At 45.2% G+C, this 16,171-nt stretch carries 17 protein-coding genes; 8 read left to right on the top strand and 9 right to left on the bottom strand.

Features of this window, described 5'->3' with window-relative positions:
• Positions 1-57 precede the first annotated feature (57 nt).
• The gene (locus G8759_RS29415; RefSeq protein ID WP_167216405.1) at positions 58-543 is read left to right on the top strand and encodes a hypothetical protein; all 486 of its coding nucleotides are present in this window, start codon (positions 58-60) and stop codon (positions 541-543) included.
• A gap of 89 nt (positions 544-632) precedes the next feature.
• Complete coding sequence (locus G8759_RS29410; RefSeq protein WP_167216403.1) at positions 633-1,346, top strand: hypothetical protein; 714 nt, start codon at positions 633-635, stop codon at positions 1,344-1,346.
• 120 nt (positions 1,347-1,466) lie between these two features.
• On the opposite strand, the gene G8759_RS29405 is transcribed toward G8759_RS29410, so the two are convergent.
• The 6 genes from G8759_RS29405 to G8759_RS29380 form a co-directional block, all read right to left on the bottom strand.
• Complete coding sequence (locus tag G8759_RS29405) at positions 1,467-2,189, bottom strand: endonuclease III domain-containing protein (protein WP_167216401.1); 723 nt, start codon at positions 2,187-2,189, stop codon at positions 1,467-1,469.
• A 76-nt stretch (positions 2,190-2,265) separates the two neighbouring features.
• Entirely contained in the window at positions 2,266-2,655 is a 390-nt protein-coding gene (locus tag G8759_RS29400) for a rhodanese-like domain-containing protein (RefSeq protein WP_167216399.1), read from the bottom strand.
• Complete coding sequence (locus tag G8759_RS29395; protein WP_167216397.1) at positions 2,652-3,359, bottom strand: SIR2 family NAD-dependent protein deacylase; 708 nt, start codon at positions 3,357-3,359, stop codon at positions 2,652-2,654. Before G8759_RS29395 ends, G8759_RS29400 begins: the two co-directional genes overlap by 4 nt.
• 70 nt (positions 3,360-3,429) lie before the next feature.
• Positions 3,430-5,715, bottom strand: coding sequence for a glycoside hydrolase family 20 protein (locus G8759_RS29390; protein ID WP_167216395.1), 2,286 nt, complete (start codon positions 5,713-5,715; stop codon positions 3,430-3,432).
• A gap of 210 nt (positions 5,716-5,925) precedes the next feature.
• Positions 5,926-6,495 (bottom strand): dihydrofolate reductase family protein, encoded by a 570-nt coding sequence (locus tag G8759_RS29385; RefSeq protein ID WP_167216393.1) that lies wholly within the window; start codon positions 6,493-6,495, stop codon positions 5,926-5,928.
• 32 nt (positions 6,496-6,527) lie between these two features.
• Positions 6,528-6,953: a VOC family protein gene (locus tag G8759_RS29380; RefSeq protein ID WP_167216391.1), complete on the bottom strand. Its 426-nt coding sequence runs from the start codon at positions 6,951-6,953 to the stop codon at positions 6,528-6,530.
• A 380-nt stretch (positions 6,954-7,333) separates the two neighbouring features.
• Here G8759_RS29380 and G8759_RS29375 point away from each other — a divergent pair, with 380 nt between their 5' ends.
• The gene (locus G8759_RS29375; protein WP_167216389.1) at positions 7,334-8,323 is read left to right on the top strand and encodes a GlxA family transcriptional regulator; all 990 of its coding nucleotides are present in this window, start codon (positions 7,334-7,336) and stop codon (positions 8,321-8,323) included.
• Between the two features lie 158 nt (positions 8,324-8,481).
• On the opposite strand, the gene G8759_RS36255 is transcribed toward G8759_RS29375, so the two are convergent.
• Entirely contained in the window at positions 8,482-8,610 is a 129-nt protein-coding gene (locus G8759_RS36255; RefSeq protein ID WP_262890632.1) for a hypothetical protein, read from the bottom strand.
• Positions 8,611-9,182: 572 nt separating this feature from the next.
• Here G8759_RS36255 and G8759_RS29370 point away from each other — a divergent pair.
• Complete coding sequence (locus tag G8759_RS29370; protein ID WP_167216387.1) at positions 9,183-9,830, top strand: carbonic anhydrase; 648 nt, start codon at positions 9,183-9,185, stop codon at positions 9,828-9,830.
• 572 nt (positions 9,831-10,402) lie between these two features.
• On the opposite strand, the gene G8759_RS29365 is transcribed toward G8759_RS29370, so the two are convergent.
• Positions 10,403-10,831 (bottom strand): OsmC family protein, encoded by a 429-nt coding sequence (locus G8759_RS29365; RefSeq protein WP_167216385.1) that lies wholly within the window; start codon positions 10,829-10,831, stop codon positions 10,403-10,405.
• 179 nt (positions 10,832-11,010) lie between these two features.
• Between G8759_RS29365 and G8759_RS29360 the strand changes: the two genes are divergently transcribed.
• The 4 genes from G8759_RS29360 to metK all read left to right on the top strand — a co-directional run bounded on the left by G8759_RS29360 (position 11,011) and on the right by metK (position 15,546).
• Positions 11,011-11,796: a hypothetical protein gene (locus G8759_RS29360; protein WP_162386814.1), complete on the top strand. Its 786-nt coding sequence runs from the start codon at positions 11,011-11,013 to the stop codon at positions 11,794-11,796.
• Between the two features lie 136 nt (positions 11,797-11,932).
• Positions 11,933-12,811 carry a lipoyl synthase gene (gene lipA / locus G8759_RS29355; RefSeq protein ID WP_167216383.1) on the top strand — a complete coding sequence of 293 codons (879 nt, stop codon included), beginning with the start codon at positions 11,933-11,935 and terminating at the stop codon, positions 12,809-12,811.
• 88 nt (positions 12,812-12,899) lie between these two features.
• Complete coding sequence (locus G8759_RS29350) at positions 12,900-14,054, top strand: lycopene cyclase family protein (RefSeq protein ID WP_167216381.1); 1,155 nt, start codon at positions 12,900-12,902, stop codon at positions 14,052-14,054.
• A 214-nt stretch (positions 14,055-14,268) separates the two neighbouring features.
• Positions 14,269-15,546 carry a methionine adenosyltransferase gene (gene metK / locus G8759_RS29345; RefSeq protein ID WP_167216379.1) on the top strand — a complete coding sequence of 426 codons (1,278 nt, stop codon included), beginning with the start codon at positions 14,269-14,271 and terminating at the stop codon, positions 15,544-15,546.
• Positions 15,547-15,615: 69 nt separating this feature from the next.
• Here the strand turns inward: metK and G8759_RS29340 are convergent, their stop codons facing one another.
• Positions 15,616-15,996 (bottom strand): HPF/RaiA family ribosome-associated protein, encoded by a 381-nt coding sequence (locus G8759_RS29340; RefSeq protein ID WP_167216377.1) that lies wholly within the window; start codon positions 15,994-15,996, stop codon positions 15,616-15,618.
• Positions 15,997-16,171 lie beyond the last annotated feature (175 nt).

The raw sequence follows: 16,171 nt of genomic DNA, 5'->3' as shown, positions 1-16,171 counted from the left end.
TTGAGGTTTGCAGAAAAATCTGCAAACCTCAATGACAACCTACAAACTCCCTAAATCATGTTTGAATTAAATCCACTTAACCTACCCGATGCTCAGCTTCACCATCTGATTATGGCTGTTGTTACGCTGGTATTGGGTTTCATTATCGGTTACTCATCCCGCCAGCGGCTTATTCGCCAACTCGAAGGTGATCTGGCCAGCACACAACGTGAAGTAGATGATTGTCTGCGAGTGCCTGTTGTTACGGCGGTTAATGAGGAAGATATTGTGCTTAACCGGATTCGGAACCGTGCGAACGAAATTCAATTTAGCCGGATTGGGTATGCCGTTGCTTCGGACGCCGACGACTTGAAGGACATTGTTGGGATTGGGCCGTTTTTAGAAAAGAAGCTCCACGCAGTTGGTATCTATACATTCCGTCAAATTGCCAGTTTTACCAAGGAAGATATCGATCTGGTGAATGATATCATCGAGTTTTTTCCCGGCCGTATCGAACGCGACAACTGGGTAGGTCAGGCAGCTGAGCTAGCCAGAAAGAAATAAGTCTTTGCTTTTCTGGTTGTCGTTTTGGTCAATAGCCAATGGCTATCAGTTAAAACCCATAAACCTGGACTATAAACTACAGACCCATCATGTTTGGATTAGATCCTTTAAGTCGCCCGGTAGCTGTCATCGAAATACTATTGCTGCTGGCGTTTATTGCTTTTGTTGGCTGGTTGCTTGGTCGGCTGGCGTTAAGCGGCCGCATTAGTTCACTACGTACAGCTATAGCTGATCAGGAAGCGGAACTGGAAGAATGCCGCCGTTCGAAAGCCGCCGGTGGTGTTCCGGGAACAATTGCCCGCACCGCTAATACGCCGAAAGCTCCGCCAGCTTTTGTTCATGCAGACCCATTATTGCCAGCCATTGCCCCCGACGACACGCCCGAACTGATTGATGCAGAACCGGAACTTCCTGCAGTAGCGCCTGTTGCTGACGTGCAACCGGTTATGCCGCCTGCACCGCCAGTTATACCAACACCTGGCTTGCCTGCTACCGGAAATTCAGAAGCTGCCGTATTGAGCCGGATTGCGGCCCGTTCCGGCGAACTGAATTTCGATCGGATTGGCCGGGCTGTTGCCCTCGAAGCGGATGATTTGAAAGATATCGTTGGTATAGGGCCTTTTCTGGAACGTAAACTACATAGCCTGGGAATTTATACATTCCGTCAGATCGCTAACTTCACCAAAGAAGACATCGATAAGGTGAACGAAATTATCGAATTCTTCCCGGGTCGTATCGAACGCGACAATTGGGTAGAGCAGTCGAAAAGTTTTTATGAGCGGAAATACGGCTCAAAAAACTAAGTCTCCAGGTTGTGAGTAAAAAAAACGCAGCTGTTCGCGACTAAAAGCAGAGAATGCTTTCGAGAACAACTGCGTTTTTTTAATACCTGCATTTGCCGAATCAATCGTTGGCCAATAAGTCTATTTTGCTTTAACCCTGACAGGTGTACTGCTCAAGACCATTTTTCCTCCTGCCTGAAAAAAATCGCACTGTTTTTGTAAAATGCATTCATTGCATTTGGGGTAATACCAGGTGCAGACGCGTTGCCCATGCCAATAAAAATGCTTGTGAAAGTTAAATAATACGGTGGCATCCTGTGGCAGATAAGCCAACAGAATACCATGTGCTTTTTCGGCACTTACTTTCGGCCCAATTAAACCAAGCCGCTGTGTTACCCGATGAACATGGGTATCTACAGGTAACACTGGCTTTTTGAAATTGAACAATAGGAGTAATGTTGCTGTTTTCAAGCCAATACCCGGCAGGTCGGTGAGCCATTTCATGGCTTCTTCGGTAGTGAGGTTAGCCAGAAAATCAATATTGGCTGCACCTGTTTCACGAATCAACTGTTGCAACAGATTCTGAATATAGGGGGCTTTAACTTCCGGATAATTGGCCGTTTGTATGGCATCGATCAAACTGGGAAGTGGTGCATCCCGAACCGCTTCCCAGGTGGGAAAACGTTCGCGCAGGGTGCGGTAGGCCGTTACTTCATTGGCGTGGGTCGTGCGATGCGAAAGAATGGTACTAATTAATTCATGCAGGGGGTCAGTCCGTCCATAAATGGCCTGTATGCCATAATAGGCATTTAGTTGATGATGTATGGCAAGTGTTTTGGCAGCTAGGTCGTCGGCGGGATGCATAAAAACACAAACGTTGAGTGTTCGTGTTGAACCCGGATTGCCGGGAAATGTTGCCCCTATTTTATCCAGTTGCCACCTACTTTACTACTGGCAGCCCGGCTTGCTGCCAGGCCTGAATCCCACCGTCGAGATGCCTGACATTCTGAAATCCGAGTTTTTGCAGAACTGGTAGCGTTTTCGTGCTTCGGCCACCGACCGCACAATGGACCAGATAAGGTTTTGAGTGGTCTAATTTAGCTAACTGCTGCTCGAAATCAGCGGCTTTGTAGTCTATATTAACCGCGTTTTTGAGGTGACCGCCCTGAAATTCAGCCGGTGTACGGACGTCGAGAACAACAATACCTTTGTCGGTTTGTAGTAACTGAGCCGCTTGCTGGGCATTGAGATTTTTAGGCGCATCCTGTGCCCATGCAGCGATGTTGATCAGTAACAGAAAAAAAGCGAAGTAAAAACGAATGGTTTTCATGATGTACGAGTAGATTCTATGAGTTGATCGGCTAGTTTAGTAAGACCAACCGTAGCAGGCTCTACTATATAAGTTACAGTTGATCGTCCATGAACATCAGGGCTATTAGGATCGACAACGTAGATCGGAACCTCTTTACCAACAGCGTAAACCAGACCGGCGGCCGGATAAACATTCAATGAGGTACCGACAACGATAAAAATATCGGCCTCATGAGTAATGTCTAAAGCAACATCCATCATAGGCACCGCTTCACCAAACCAAACAATATGCGGGCGAAGTTGTGAACCTTTTGCGCAAAGGTCACCTCGTTTTAACTCCCAACCGTCAATGTCATAGATCAGATTTGGGTCTTTCGTGCTGCGTGATTTGAACAGCTCCCCATGTAAGTGAACAACGTTCGAAGACCCGGCTTTCTCATGGAGATTATCCACGTTCTGCGTAATGACCGTCACATCGAAATAGTCCTCGAGCTTCACCAGGGCCAAATGGCCGGCATTCGGCTGAACGCTCAGCGCCTGCTTTCGGCGTTGATTGTAAAAATCCTGAACCAGATCCGGATTGCGCTGCCAGGCTTCGGGAGTAGCCACATCTTCAATCCGGTGATTTTCCCAGAGACCATCTGATGCACGGAAAGTCGGAATTCCACTCTCGGCACTAATTCCTGCACCGGATAAAACGACTATTTTCTGACGGAATTTCATACTTACAAGATACAGAAATAAATATTGCTTTTTGTCCTGCTGACACTGCCTGCGTCAGCAGGACAAAAAATTATTCTACCACAATTTCATCAGTAGAAAAATAGGTTTTCTCACCAGCATTGGGGTGCCCAGTGGGACATACGCCCGCATTCTTTGCCCGAATGCGTACGTAACGTGCCCGTGCTGTTTTGAAGTCAGCCACAACCGGTAAAATATCCCATGGTCCGGTCAGTTCGTATTTAATCGGTTGATCGATAGCCTCCTTGTAATCCTGACCATCGCGCGAGATCGCGATCGAAACCGACGTTGGCGGGAAGCTTTTGTCTAAAATAACCTTCAGGAAATTTAGCGATACTTTCGTTACGCTCGTTACATCGCCAAGATCCAGCGTAATGTCCATATCACCGAAAAAATTAACCCACTCCCGACGGCCACGTGGCGTGTCACCCCGTACACCATCCGTGAGCTTGGTCGTTTTTGCATCGCTGTCGTTTCCCGTTTCAATGGCGTAGGTATAGGGCTTATTTTTGCCTTTATGCAGCGTAAAGGTTTGGGTTAACCGCCCACCGGTGGGCGTCATGGCCCGAATTGTTGTTGTCTTGGTCAGTGTAATCGGACCAATGTATTCAGTTGTGCGCTCGTTGGGTTCTTTACCATTCGTTGTATAAAAAATCTGGCTATCGCTGTCCAGTTTAGTAAGCCGGACCTGTATTTGCCCCTGCTCGTTTGGTTGCGTAGTGGCGGTGATATCGAACAGGCGTTTGGCGTAATTAACGGACATCGCGTTTAGCCGTGGCAGATGATTTTTGAGCCGTTGTGCAAAGTCTTCGAAATTCCGGGGCCCTTTGGGTAACCAGGCAATTTCGGCCAGAGCAATAGCACGGGGGAAAACCATATACTCAACGTTTTCGGATAAGGGCATATATTCAGTCCAGACATTGCCCTGGACGCCCAGAATGTAGTTTTGTTCGGCGGGCGATAAGTCGGCAGGTGTTGGTTCATAGGCATAAACCTGATCGAGTGGGAGGTAACCACCAATAGCCAGCGGCTCAGTGGCTGGGTTGCCCTGATAATGATCGAGGTAGCAGGTTTCGCCGGGCGTCATGATAACTGCGTGTTTCTGCTTAGCAGCAGCGATACCACCGGCTGTACCCCGCCAGCTCATAACAGTGGCGTTGGGGGCCAGACCGCCCTCCAGAATTTCGTCCCAACCAATAATGGCCCGACCTTTACTATTCACGAATTTCTCGATGCGCCGGATAAAATAGCTTTGCAATTCGTGTTCGTCTTTCAGGTTATTTTTCTTCATCAAATCCTGGCAGAACGCGCTTTGTTTCCAGGCAGTTTTCGGGCATTCATCGCCCCCAATGTGAATGTATTTTCCGGGGAAAAGCGTCATAACCTCGGTAAGTACATCCTGCAAAAAGCCGAACGTTTTATCGGAAGGGCAGAAAACATCGTCAAAAACACCCCATTTGGTCGCTACCTGATATGCTTTTGTTGGCTCGCAGCCAAGCTCGGGGTAAGCCGTCAGGGCGGCCAATGCATGACCGGGCATTTCAATTTCAGGAATAATGGTCACAAACCGACTCTGAGCATAGCGCACCACATCCCGAATTTCTTCCTGCGTGTAGAAGCCACCGTGAGGTTTTCCGTCAAACTGTTGTGGGTAATTCTGGCTATACTGACCAATGAGTGTCTCAGCCCGTTTGCTACCGAGTTGAGTTAATTTCGGATACTTCTTAATCTCAATACGCCAGCCCTGATCGTCGGTTAGATGCCAATGGAAGGTGTTTTGTTTATGCATCGCCATCAGGTCGATGTATTTCTTGACAAATGCCACAGGCATAAAGTGCCGCGAAACATCGAGGTGAAGCCCCCGGTAGCCATAACGCGGTTTATCGGTAATGGCGCAGGCAGGCATCGTTATGGTTGCCGACTGACCAACCGGCAATAGTTGGCGTAGGGTCTGGGTTGCATAAAATAAACCCCTGGCTGTGGCAGCTTCAGCAACTACACGGGTTGACGTAACGGTTAGTTTATACCCTTCGTCGCCCAGCGCCAGCTTTTTATTAAGTGTCAGAAGGATGTTCGCTCCTTTTGCCAGAACAGGGCTGGTCGGTGTGACTGCAAGCGCTAATCCGTTGGCGGATTTTACCTGATTAACAAATGTTTGCGCTACGCCCCGAACGGTCGCATCGGTAGCCGGAGACACCACAACGCGGGTGTTGGCGGTGAGCGTAAACTGCCCGTCCTGACCGCTAAATCGTGCCGGAAACGGAATCAGATTATATTGGTTGTTGGTTTGGGCAAATGCAGTGAAGGAAAATAGAAGGCAAAAAAGCAGATATTTCATGCGTTACAAATGGTTCAGCCGGCAAAATAGTGATGATTTTGCAAAGGGCACAAAACAAACGACCTTCCGGTAAGAGAAGGTCGTTTGTCGGGTAAGCAGCTAGCCAGCTAGTACACATTGTTTGGCCTATTTAAAATAAGTTGCAGGTTGTTTTGCCCAAACTAAACGAATAATAGCCTTGCCAACTGGATAGTAGCCGTAAAAATCGACTCAGTCACGTTGAGGTTCGTAGTAAAGCGCAACGATACCGCAGCTAAACAACTGGCTTTTTACTGCTTTCAGGTTTAGCTTATTTGTCAATGCATGAAATATTGGCAGCCCATTCCCTAAAAGAACCGGATTGACGAAAAGGTGGTATTCGTCGATCAGATTATGCTGTATAAAGGCCGATACTAGTTTGGCCCCACCATACAGAATTATATCCTGACCCGGCTGTTGTTTTAGCGCATTAATTTCTTCGACAAGGTCTCCTTTAACCAGCGTTGTATTTTCCCATTGAGTCTCGCTCAGCGTTTTGGAGAAAATAAACCGGGGTAGATCATTCATTTTTTGAGCAAACGCATCGGCCGTTTCTGGATTTTCGACTCTGGAGGCCCATGCCGGAATAAATCCTTGTGCAAGTACCCGACCAAGTAGAATTGTGTCTACAGATTCGGTTAGCGCACCAACATACTGTTTTAACTCCTCATCCCAATTCCAGACCAGCCAGTCCATTTCGCCGTTTGGGCCGGCCACAAAACCGTCCAGAGTGAGTTGCATTTGCAATTTTACTTTTCTCATGATGCGTTCTTTTCGCGTTAATAAGCCAATGTCTACTGATTATAATCGTAACTGATCATCCACTGAACGCCAAATTTGTCGGTGAACATCCCAAAATAAGCATTCCAGAATGTCTTATCGAGCGGCATCATAACTTGACCACCGACCGACAGACCATTAAAAAGGCGTGTTGCTTCTTCTTCGCTTTCGGTATTGACAGGTACGTAGACATTAGTGCCAATTATGGCTTTGCCATAGGATTCCGGGACGTCGCTACCCATCAGCGAGCCTCCCTGGCCGATAGGATACCCAATGTTGGCGATTTTCTCGGCTTCGTTTTCAGGAACTGGATTTTCTGAAGGAGCATCCTTATAACGCGTGATACTTGCGAATTCGCCACCAAATACGGATTTGTAAAAAGTGAAAGCTTCTTCGCAATTGCCGTTGAAGTTCAGATAAGGGGGATTTAACGTTGCCATGATTCTTTTTATGTTAGTTAAAATGTGAACTTTACTCTGGACGTAAAAAGATTACGTTTTCTCTTCTGCAAATTGCAGTCAACAAACAGTGAATGGATTTTATACATCATAGACCCCGATCAATTTCCATTTTCGGACTTAAAAAAGTTTCTTAATAGATCGGTTTTTGGTAGTTAAATTCAACCAGGTCAGCAATTATTATAAGAACTCACTCTGATAAAAATAGCTGCTTTATTTTCGCTGTTTATTCACTATTTTATCTATGCAAATTTACCATACTCCACGAAGGAATATAGGGGGTAAATCCGGCAATATAAGGGTTGATTACGACATTGTTTTTCTTTATTTTTGAACTAATTGTTTTTCTTTATTTTTGAACTATGAAACACGTATCGATTATTGTTCCGCATGGGCATATCAGCCTGACCAATATTGAGGGAACTCACCAGATACTAGCTGAGGTAAATGAGTTTCAGAAAGCGATGGGCAAGGCACCCTTGTTCACGATTCAGCTGGTTGGGTTGTCCACAGAAACAAGACAACGAAACGGGTTATTTACGGTGACCCCAGACCTGTTGATCGGCGATGTGCTAAAAACAGACCTGATTATTATTCCGGCTTTGTTTGGTGATCAGAAGCAAATTCTCGCTCTGAATGAGGAGTTAATTCCCTGGCTTATCAAGCACTATAAGGCGGGTGCAGAGATTGCCAGTTACTGCATAGGCGCTTTTTTTCTGGCCGCTACGGGCCTTCTGAAAGGGAAGCAGTGTGCAACGCACTGGAGGCTTGCCAACGAATTTAGGGCCATGTTTCCAGACGTGAATCTGGTCGATGACAAGATCATGACCGAAGAGGATGGCATTTACACCAGCGGAGGGGCTTATTCGTATTTGAATCTGCTTCTATACCTCGTAGAAAAGAATGCAGGCAGAGATGTGGCTGTTCTGATTGCCAAAGCGTTTATGATTGACATCGACAAGAATAGCCAGTCGCCCTTTATTATCTTTCAGGGGCAGAAAGCGCACGAAGATGAATCTGTAAAAAAGGCTCAGGATTTTATTGAAACTAATTTTCAGGACAAAATAACTGTCGACCAGCTAGCTGATTTATTAGCCGTTGGACGCAGAAGCCTGGAACGCCGGTTTAAAAGTGCTACGGCCAATACCGTGACTGAATACATTCAGCGTGTAAAAATAGAAGCAGCGAAAAAGGATTTGGAAACGGGCCGGAAAAACGTTAATGAAGTAATGTTCGATGTAGGTTATTCGGATACAAAATCATTTAGAACTGTATTTAAGAAAATTACGGGATTGTCGCCAATTGAATATAGAAATAAATATAATAAAGAAGCTTTAGTTCTGGAAATGTAATAAGCCTGAAAATTCTCAGAATATATTTTATCTTGGAATGATTTGAGTAAATTATATTTACTATACTCTTTTATTTTACTGGTATTATTTTTTTACAAAAAAATAATACCAGTAAAAGTTTTAATTATTCATGTAAAATATTCTTCTAAATAGTTTTTCTACTCCTTTGTTCCGATGCCAATAAAATCGAACCGTTTAATGGTTTCAGCCAAGCCCGTATCACTATCGCCATTGATTAAAATAGCGCTCTCCAGAATAGCATAGTTGCAATTTTGTGATTCGTTCATCCTAAATGAAAGATGGTAGTGACTAGCTATCAATCCGTAAAAGAGGGCCTCCCATTGGACGTGTTTGAATTGTTTTTAATAGAGAATAGCCAATCTAAGCGGTAACAAAGTAGGTCAATGGGCAGTTGCTAAAAGCAAGGATAAGGGGGACCGGTAATAATTGTACGCCCAGATTGCCGTATTGTGCCGAGTCGGGATTGGCGTTTGAGAAAAAGACGCTGTTATTCCGAGAAGCTTGGTGTTATGCAAAATGTATATTACCTCTTGAGGCTGATTGAAAAATTGTCTGCGCTAACTGACCGTCTAATTTGTCATAGCACGTTCAGATAATCATGAACACGGTCTTGGCAGTGAACACGTGACTGTAAGTAGCTTTAATACCAATCCGCCGGTGCGGTCCCATTTTGTAAACTACAGATAATTAGGATAGATTGGCAAAACTAATCCCTTGGAGAAATTCTTTGCTCATTCATAATAAGGAGCACTTGATCAGAAAATAGCATAAATAAGGGATATTATTGAGGAAAATCTTTTGGCGCATACTAGTTTTGAACTAAAAACAAGATGAGTTTATGAATTTATACGAACAGGTATTCAGTCACAACAAAGAATGGGTACAGAAGCAACTGCAACTCGATCCCGCCTATTTTTCAGACATGGCTAAAAGCCAAGCTCCCGAATTTCTGTATATTGGTTGTTCGGATAGCCGGGTATCGCCGGATGCTTTTATGGGGATTAAGCCTGGAGACGTGTTTATCCATCGCAATATCGCCAACTTAGTGCCCAACAACGACATTAGTTCACTGGCAGTATTGCAGTATGCTGTCGAGAACTTGCAAGTTAAGCACGTTATCGTTTGCGGACATTACGGATGCGGTGGTATCAAAGCAGCCACCACCCATGATGATTTTGGCTATATGAACACATGGCTACGTAACATCCAGGACGTTTATCGGATGCATCGCGATGAGCTTGATGCCCTTGAAGATGCTGAATCCAGACATCGGCGACTAGTCGAGTTGAACGTGCGGGAGCAGTGTCTGAATGTGATGAAGCTGTCGTTTGTCCAAAAACGTTTGTTTGAGAGTCAAGATATTAAGGTGCATGGGTGGGTATACGATCTTGCTAACGGACAACTCAAGGATATGCAAGTTTCGATTGCCGATCTGGAGCCAAACCTGGGTATATATCGATTTAAACATGCAAGTGCTAAGAATTAGATGCATGAGTTGAGGTGTTTCACATCGACTCACTGATAGCTATGCCGCAGGCTGTGAAAAAGTGGTAACGGTGAAGTTAACACCGAATCCCGACGAGCCTGAGTTCATGGATAACGCATGCAAAAGGGGCCACCAGACAGATGTAGTACTGGAGATAAAACAATAGTATATCGCGCTCGACAATATCCTTTTGTCAGTTGCTGTCGAGCGAAATACAATTGACAAGTACTGCTTCATTAAGGAGCTGTGTGAGGTTAAAATAAACGCAGCGGGGCCATTGCCGGCCCCGCTGCGTTTATTTTAATTCGTTTTCTATAAATTCTACAATTCGTTTCTCAATAGCTTCATATTGCCACTTGGCTTTACGAAAAAGACTGTTATTGAAGACTGATAATATTGCAAAGGATACATACAACTCAAAAGCCAGTTTACTGAATGTAATTGATAAACAAGCTAAGAGATTACGACTGACACTAATATGAAAATCGAACTACCCAATCACGGTTTTAAGTCGCAATAACTACATAGTGTACTCACCGGTCAGAAGAACACATCAATAGTTAGCGTACGGATTAGGCGTTTACAGTTTCTTCCCACCGAATAGTTACGGCTTGCTCAAGATCGGGATGGAGGCTGATGGCTACAGGGCAGGTATGCGCGATTTTCTCAAGGCGAGCCCGAGTGTCATCGTCGGGGAGCACTTCGGTGCGAAGAGTAAGGTCAATCTCAATGCGGGCGATGCGCCGGGGAGGTTGGCTGGTCATGATTTTCGTTACCTCCAGTTCGCTGCCTTTTAGTTCGATACCATCGCGTCGGGCAGAAATAGCCATCGTTGTAATAATACAGGTGCCTAGTGCATTAGCAACCAGATCGGTTGGGGAAAACGCTTCGCCCCGACCCTGATTGTCGGTGGGTGCATCGGTATTGATATGAGTTCCCGATTGCAGATGAGTGCAGTCGGTTCGTAAATCGCCAAGATAATCAATGTGAATCGTAGCCATGAATTAAAAATGAGTTGTGAGTCAATAAGCCTGCCGAATAAAGGGTAAAATAAGTTGGTTGTTGATTTTCAGGCTAATTTGCCTAAACATAAAAAATATCAGTTGGTTACGCTAATGTGGCCGATAATTTTAGCGGGAATTAATGGAAATTGTGTAGTTTTAATCAAGAATTAGACAAAATGCGAACTATATACAAATTGAAGGCAATCGCTCTAACGAGTTGGTTGTTAGTTAGTGGTAATGTCTGGGCGCAAAATACTGATTCGGACGATGAAACGTATCGAACCATTACGACCTATGGCATCACGTCGAACACTAATTCGGGTGTGCTGGGAGGCCTATCATTCCGGCAGGCTAAACTATTGTCGAATAGTTTTTTTGGAATGCCGCAATATCGTTACCTGAGTATCGAGATCGTTAATGTAAAGCATCCCAAAGAAATTCAGACGACAAGCAATTTTGCCAGCTCGCGCTTTATTTATGGCAAAGAGAGCTATCTTTTTGCGCTTCGGGGGCAATATGGCCGCGAAATCAAGCTGTTTGATCGTAGCGCCGATGAAGGAATTGCCGTAAGCGGAATTTTCGCGGCAGGGCCAACACTCGGTATTATCAAGCCCTATTACGTGAAAATTCAGGAAGGAAATCAGACGCGCTCTGTGCCCTATAGTTCGCTAAATCAAGGCTCTGGTAGCCCACAGGGTGCACCGATCGGGTCGGGAGGATTCTTTCAGGGCCTGGGCGATTCTAAATTGACGGTAGGTCTGAACGTAAAAGCAGCATTGAGCTTTGAATTAAGTACATTTCGGAACAATACAACCGGTGTTGAGATTGGATTTCTGGCCGAAGTTTTCCCGAATAAGGTCATTATTATTCCCAATCCTGGCCCGAATGGAACGCGTGAAGACGGTAATCGCAGCTTCTTCACCTCTGGTTATATAACCTTGTTTTTTGGAAATAAGAAATAAACAGGATTCTAAAATACAGAAAAGGGAAGAGCCGGAATGATGGAATAGACCATTGCTCCGGCTCTTCCCTTTTCTGTGTTTTTTTCCTGAACTTTACGGGCAAAAAACGAATTCTGTTGGAAAGGATTGAGGAGCCATGATTGAACTACCCGTAATACCCTCCGAACAACAACGGAAAAAACGTCCCGACTGGCTGCGCGTTAAACTACCCATTGGTCCTGAATACGCCAAAGTCCGGAAATTAGTGGACGAACATAAACTCCATACGATCTGCGAAAGCGGCAACTGCCCCAACATGGGCGAATGCTGGGGCGCTGGTACGGCTACGTTTATGATTCTCGGGAATGTATGTACCCGAAGCTGCACATTCTGCGCAGTGGCAACGGGCCGTCCAAACGAATATGATGCGGACGAACCCCGTCGTGTAGCCGAAGCCATCGTGCTGATGAAAGTGAAGCATGCCGTAATAACGTCCGTTAATCGTGACGAATTGAAAGATCGGGGTGCCGAAATCTGGCACCAGACCGTACGGCTAATTAAAGAATCGTCGCCTGCAACAACCATAGAAACACTGATTCCTGATACGAAAGGTAATTGGGAAGCACTCGAACGAATGATCTCTGCTGGTCAGGAGGTTGTTTCGCATAATATGGAAACAGTTGAGCGGCTCTACCGGCGCGTTCGGCCACAAGCTCGTTATGAGCGTAGTCTGGAGCAGACTCGCCGGACCAAAGAGTACGGCAAACGTACCAAATCAGGTATCATGCTTGGTCTTGGCGAAACGCACGATGAAGTGTTCAAAGCCATGGACGATCTGGTTGCCAATGGCCTCGATGTGTTAACGTTGGGCCAATATTTACAGCCAACCAAAATGCACCACGAAGTTATTGAATGGATTCATCCGGAAACATTCGCGATGTATAAGGAAGAAGGACTGAAGCGTGGTATAAAATACGTAGAATCGGGTCCGCTGGTTCGGTCGAGTTACCATGCTGAAAAACACGTGAACGTGTAAAGTTTACGGGCATATTTGCAAACAATTCAGTATCCCTGTTATTTAGTATAAAAGTCCGGGCGGCTCGTCCGGACTTTTTGTTTGCTGCATGAAAAAATACGACTTCATCATAGCGGGGGGAGGTATGGCAGGCTTAAGTCTGGCTTACTACCTGACACAATCTTCTCTACGCGACCGTTCAATACTGATTCTGGACCGTGATAGTAAAGATCGCAATGATCGAACCTGGTGCTTCTGGGAGCGAAATGCCGGCCCGTTCGAATCAATTGTGTTCCGTAAATGGAACCAGGTCAGCTTTCATGGGACTACCAACGCCGGAGCACTCGATCTGGGCGGTTATCAATACAAAATGCTGCGAGGAATCGACTTCTACGAATTTATTCAGAAGGAGCTCGAAAAATACCCCAATATTGAGCGCCGACAGGCAACGATCAATCGTGTTAAGGAAACTCCTCAGGGTGGTTTTGTGATCGCCGATGATGAGCCATACATTGCCGATTATGTATTCGATAGCACGTTTGCCCTGAAGCTCGATCAACCAGAAAATCATAACCTGTTACAGCATTTCAGAGGGTGGGTAATCAAAACCAAAAAATCCTGTTTTGACCCGACCTTACCCGAAATCATGGATTTTCGCGTCGAACAGGGCGGTGATTGCCGGTTTGTATATGTGATGCCATTTGATGATAAAACGGCTCTGGTGGAGTTTACACTCTTTAATGATAAGCGCCTGGCTGATGATGAATACGAAACAGAACTACGCCACTATATCGATCGGTTTTTAAATACCGGCACGTACGAAATCTGTGAAGTTGAAACGGGTATAATTCCAATGAGTGACGAGCCAACACAGGAAAATCCTTCCGAACACATTGTGCGAATTGGCACGTCAGGCGGGCACACAAAACCGTCAACAGGTTATACATTCCAGCGGACGCAGCGTTACTTACAATCAATTGTTACAAATTTGGCGGAGGCAGGTAAGCCTAATCGGAAATTCCCCTGGTCAAAAAGTCGATTTAAATTATATGACAGTATATTGTTGAATGTTCTGGAAAATCATCGGTACCCCGCCGATGACTTATTTACCCGGCTGTATACTGAAAATCAAGCGGTGAGTGTCTTTAAGTTTCTGGATGAAGACACCCGCCTTATGGATGAAATCCGGTTGTTTTCGACAATGCCCTGGTGGCCATTTACAGTGGCTTTCTTCGATGTGATTCGTCGGAAAATGTTTGGATAAAGAAAAATAAGCAGGATTATAGGGTGAGTGTATCAGCTTGCCCTTCGTTATTAAGAGCCAATAATTGCCTGTATAGTCAAGTTGACTATTTCGATAAAAGTAAGTAAAACAAAAGTGTTGATCCTGCCCAATAAGAGCCGCATCGGATCTGTTCCTTGTCCCTTGCGAAATATCTCGTAGATTTGTTATTCAAACCAAGTCATACAGAGCAGTAATGCCTTATCTCTTCACTTCCGAATCTGTTTCTGAGGGACATCCCGACAAAGTCGCGGATCAAATTTCCGACGCACTAATTGATAATTTCCTGGCTTTCGATCCATCGAGTAAAGTAGCTTGCGAAACGCTGGTTACGACCGGACAGGTCGTTTTGGCCGGTGAGATCAAGACAGATACCTATTTAGACGTTCAGAAAATTACCCGCGATGTGATTCGTAAGATTGGATATACCAAGAGCGAATACATGTTTGAGGCCAATTCCTGTGGTATTTTCTCGGCTCTTCACGATCAATCGGCTGATATCAATCAGGGAGTTGACCGGAAAGCGGTTAGTGAAGATTTCGAATCGCGTGCCAACGCTCAGGGAGCTGGTGATCAGGGTATGATGTTCGGTTACGCGACAAACGAAACCGATAACTACATGCCGTTGCCGCTGGATCTGGCGCATGCAATCCTGCGTGAAATGTCAAACATCCGAAATAACGAAAACGAATTAATGCCTTATCTGCGGCCCGATGCCAAGTCGCAGGTGACCATTGAATATTCGGATGATCACCAGCCAATTCGTATCGATACCATTGTCGTTTCGACCCAGCACGATGATTTTGCTGATGACGAAACGATGCTGGCTAAAATCAAAGAAGACATCATTAACATTGTGATTCCGCGCGTCAAGGCAGCACAGAACGTCGAATTGCATAGCTTGTTTACGGATAACATCACCTATTACATTAACCCAACGGGCAAATTTGTAATAGGTGGTCCTCACGGTGACACTGGTCTGACCGGCCGTAAGATTATTGTCGATACCTACGGTGGTAAAGGGGCTCACGGCGGTGGTGCTTTTTCGGGTAAAGATCCCTCAAAAGTGGACCGTTCGGCGGCTTATGCAACGCGTCATATTGCGAAGAATTTAGTAGCTGCTGGTCTCTGCGATCAGGTTTTAGTACAAGTCTCTTATGCCATCGGGGTAGCAAAACCTTGTGGTTTGTACGTAAACACCTACGGCACAGCCAAAGTAGATTTACACGACGGTGAAATTGCTACTAAAGTTGAAGAGCTGTTCGATATGCGCCCATATGCTATCGAACAACGACTCAAGCTCCGGAACCCGATTTATTCTGAAACAGCTGCTTATGGACATATGGGCCGCAAGAATGAAATCGTGAAGAAAACATTTGGTTCTAACGGACACTCAAAAGAGGTAGAAGTAGAACTATTTACCTGGGAAAAGCTTGACTTTGTTGATAAGGTCAAGGAAGCCTTTGGCTTATAATTGATTATTATCAAAAAAGCGAAAGCCACTCCTGCAGGAGTGGCTTTCGCTTTTTTGATGGATTACGATCTATAACTCATCGGGTTCAAAGACCTCTTCTTCTTCCTCTCTCATCCGGGTTTGTGCTTCGGTAATGGCCGGACTAAAAATGTCATTCCTTTTTTGTTTGCAACGAACCAGTTTATCTTTTAAAACCTCAAGCACCCTATCGGTTGCGCTCTCGAAACTTTTGTCGTGTTCTTTCACGAATAGCTCCTTGCCGGGGATTGTGAGTCGAACTTCGATCACTTTCTCTTTGATTTTATTAGAATCGGCCCCGTCTAACTTGAGGAACACCTCAGCACCGATAATACGGTCATGAAAAGTGTCTAATTTGTTCAGTTTGGCCTGGACAAAGTCTAACAGGCTCTGATCTGCCGTGAACCTCACGGCGTGAATTTGTAGTCTCATTGTGTCGCTTTTAAAAGTGAATTGAAACAAGAACATCAATGGACTGTCTAAGTTTGGGTATCTCGACCACAATGTCAAGGCCTGCTACGAAAGATGCAATTGTGTTTCACGGAATACAGTCGAGAAGTGTTCCTAACTCTTTAGAGTGAGTGATTTAATGATTATCGTGGAACGG

The sequence above is a fragment of the Spirosoma aureum genome (assembly GCF_011604685.1).
Lineage (GTDB): Bacteria > Bacteroidota > Bacteroidia > Cytophagales > Spirosomataceae > Spirosoma > Spirosoma aureum.
Note: the sequence above shows the minus strand (reverse complement) of the source record. Positions and strands in the feature narration are given on the sequence as shown.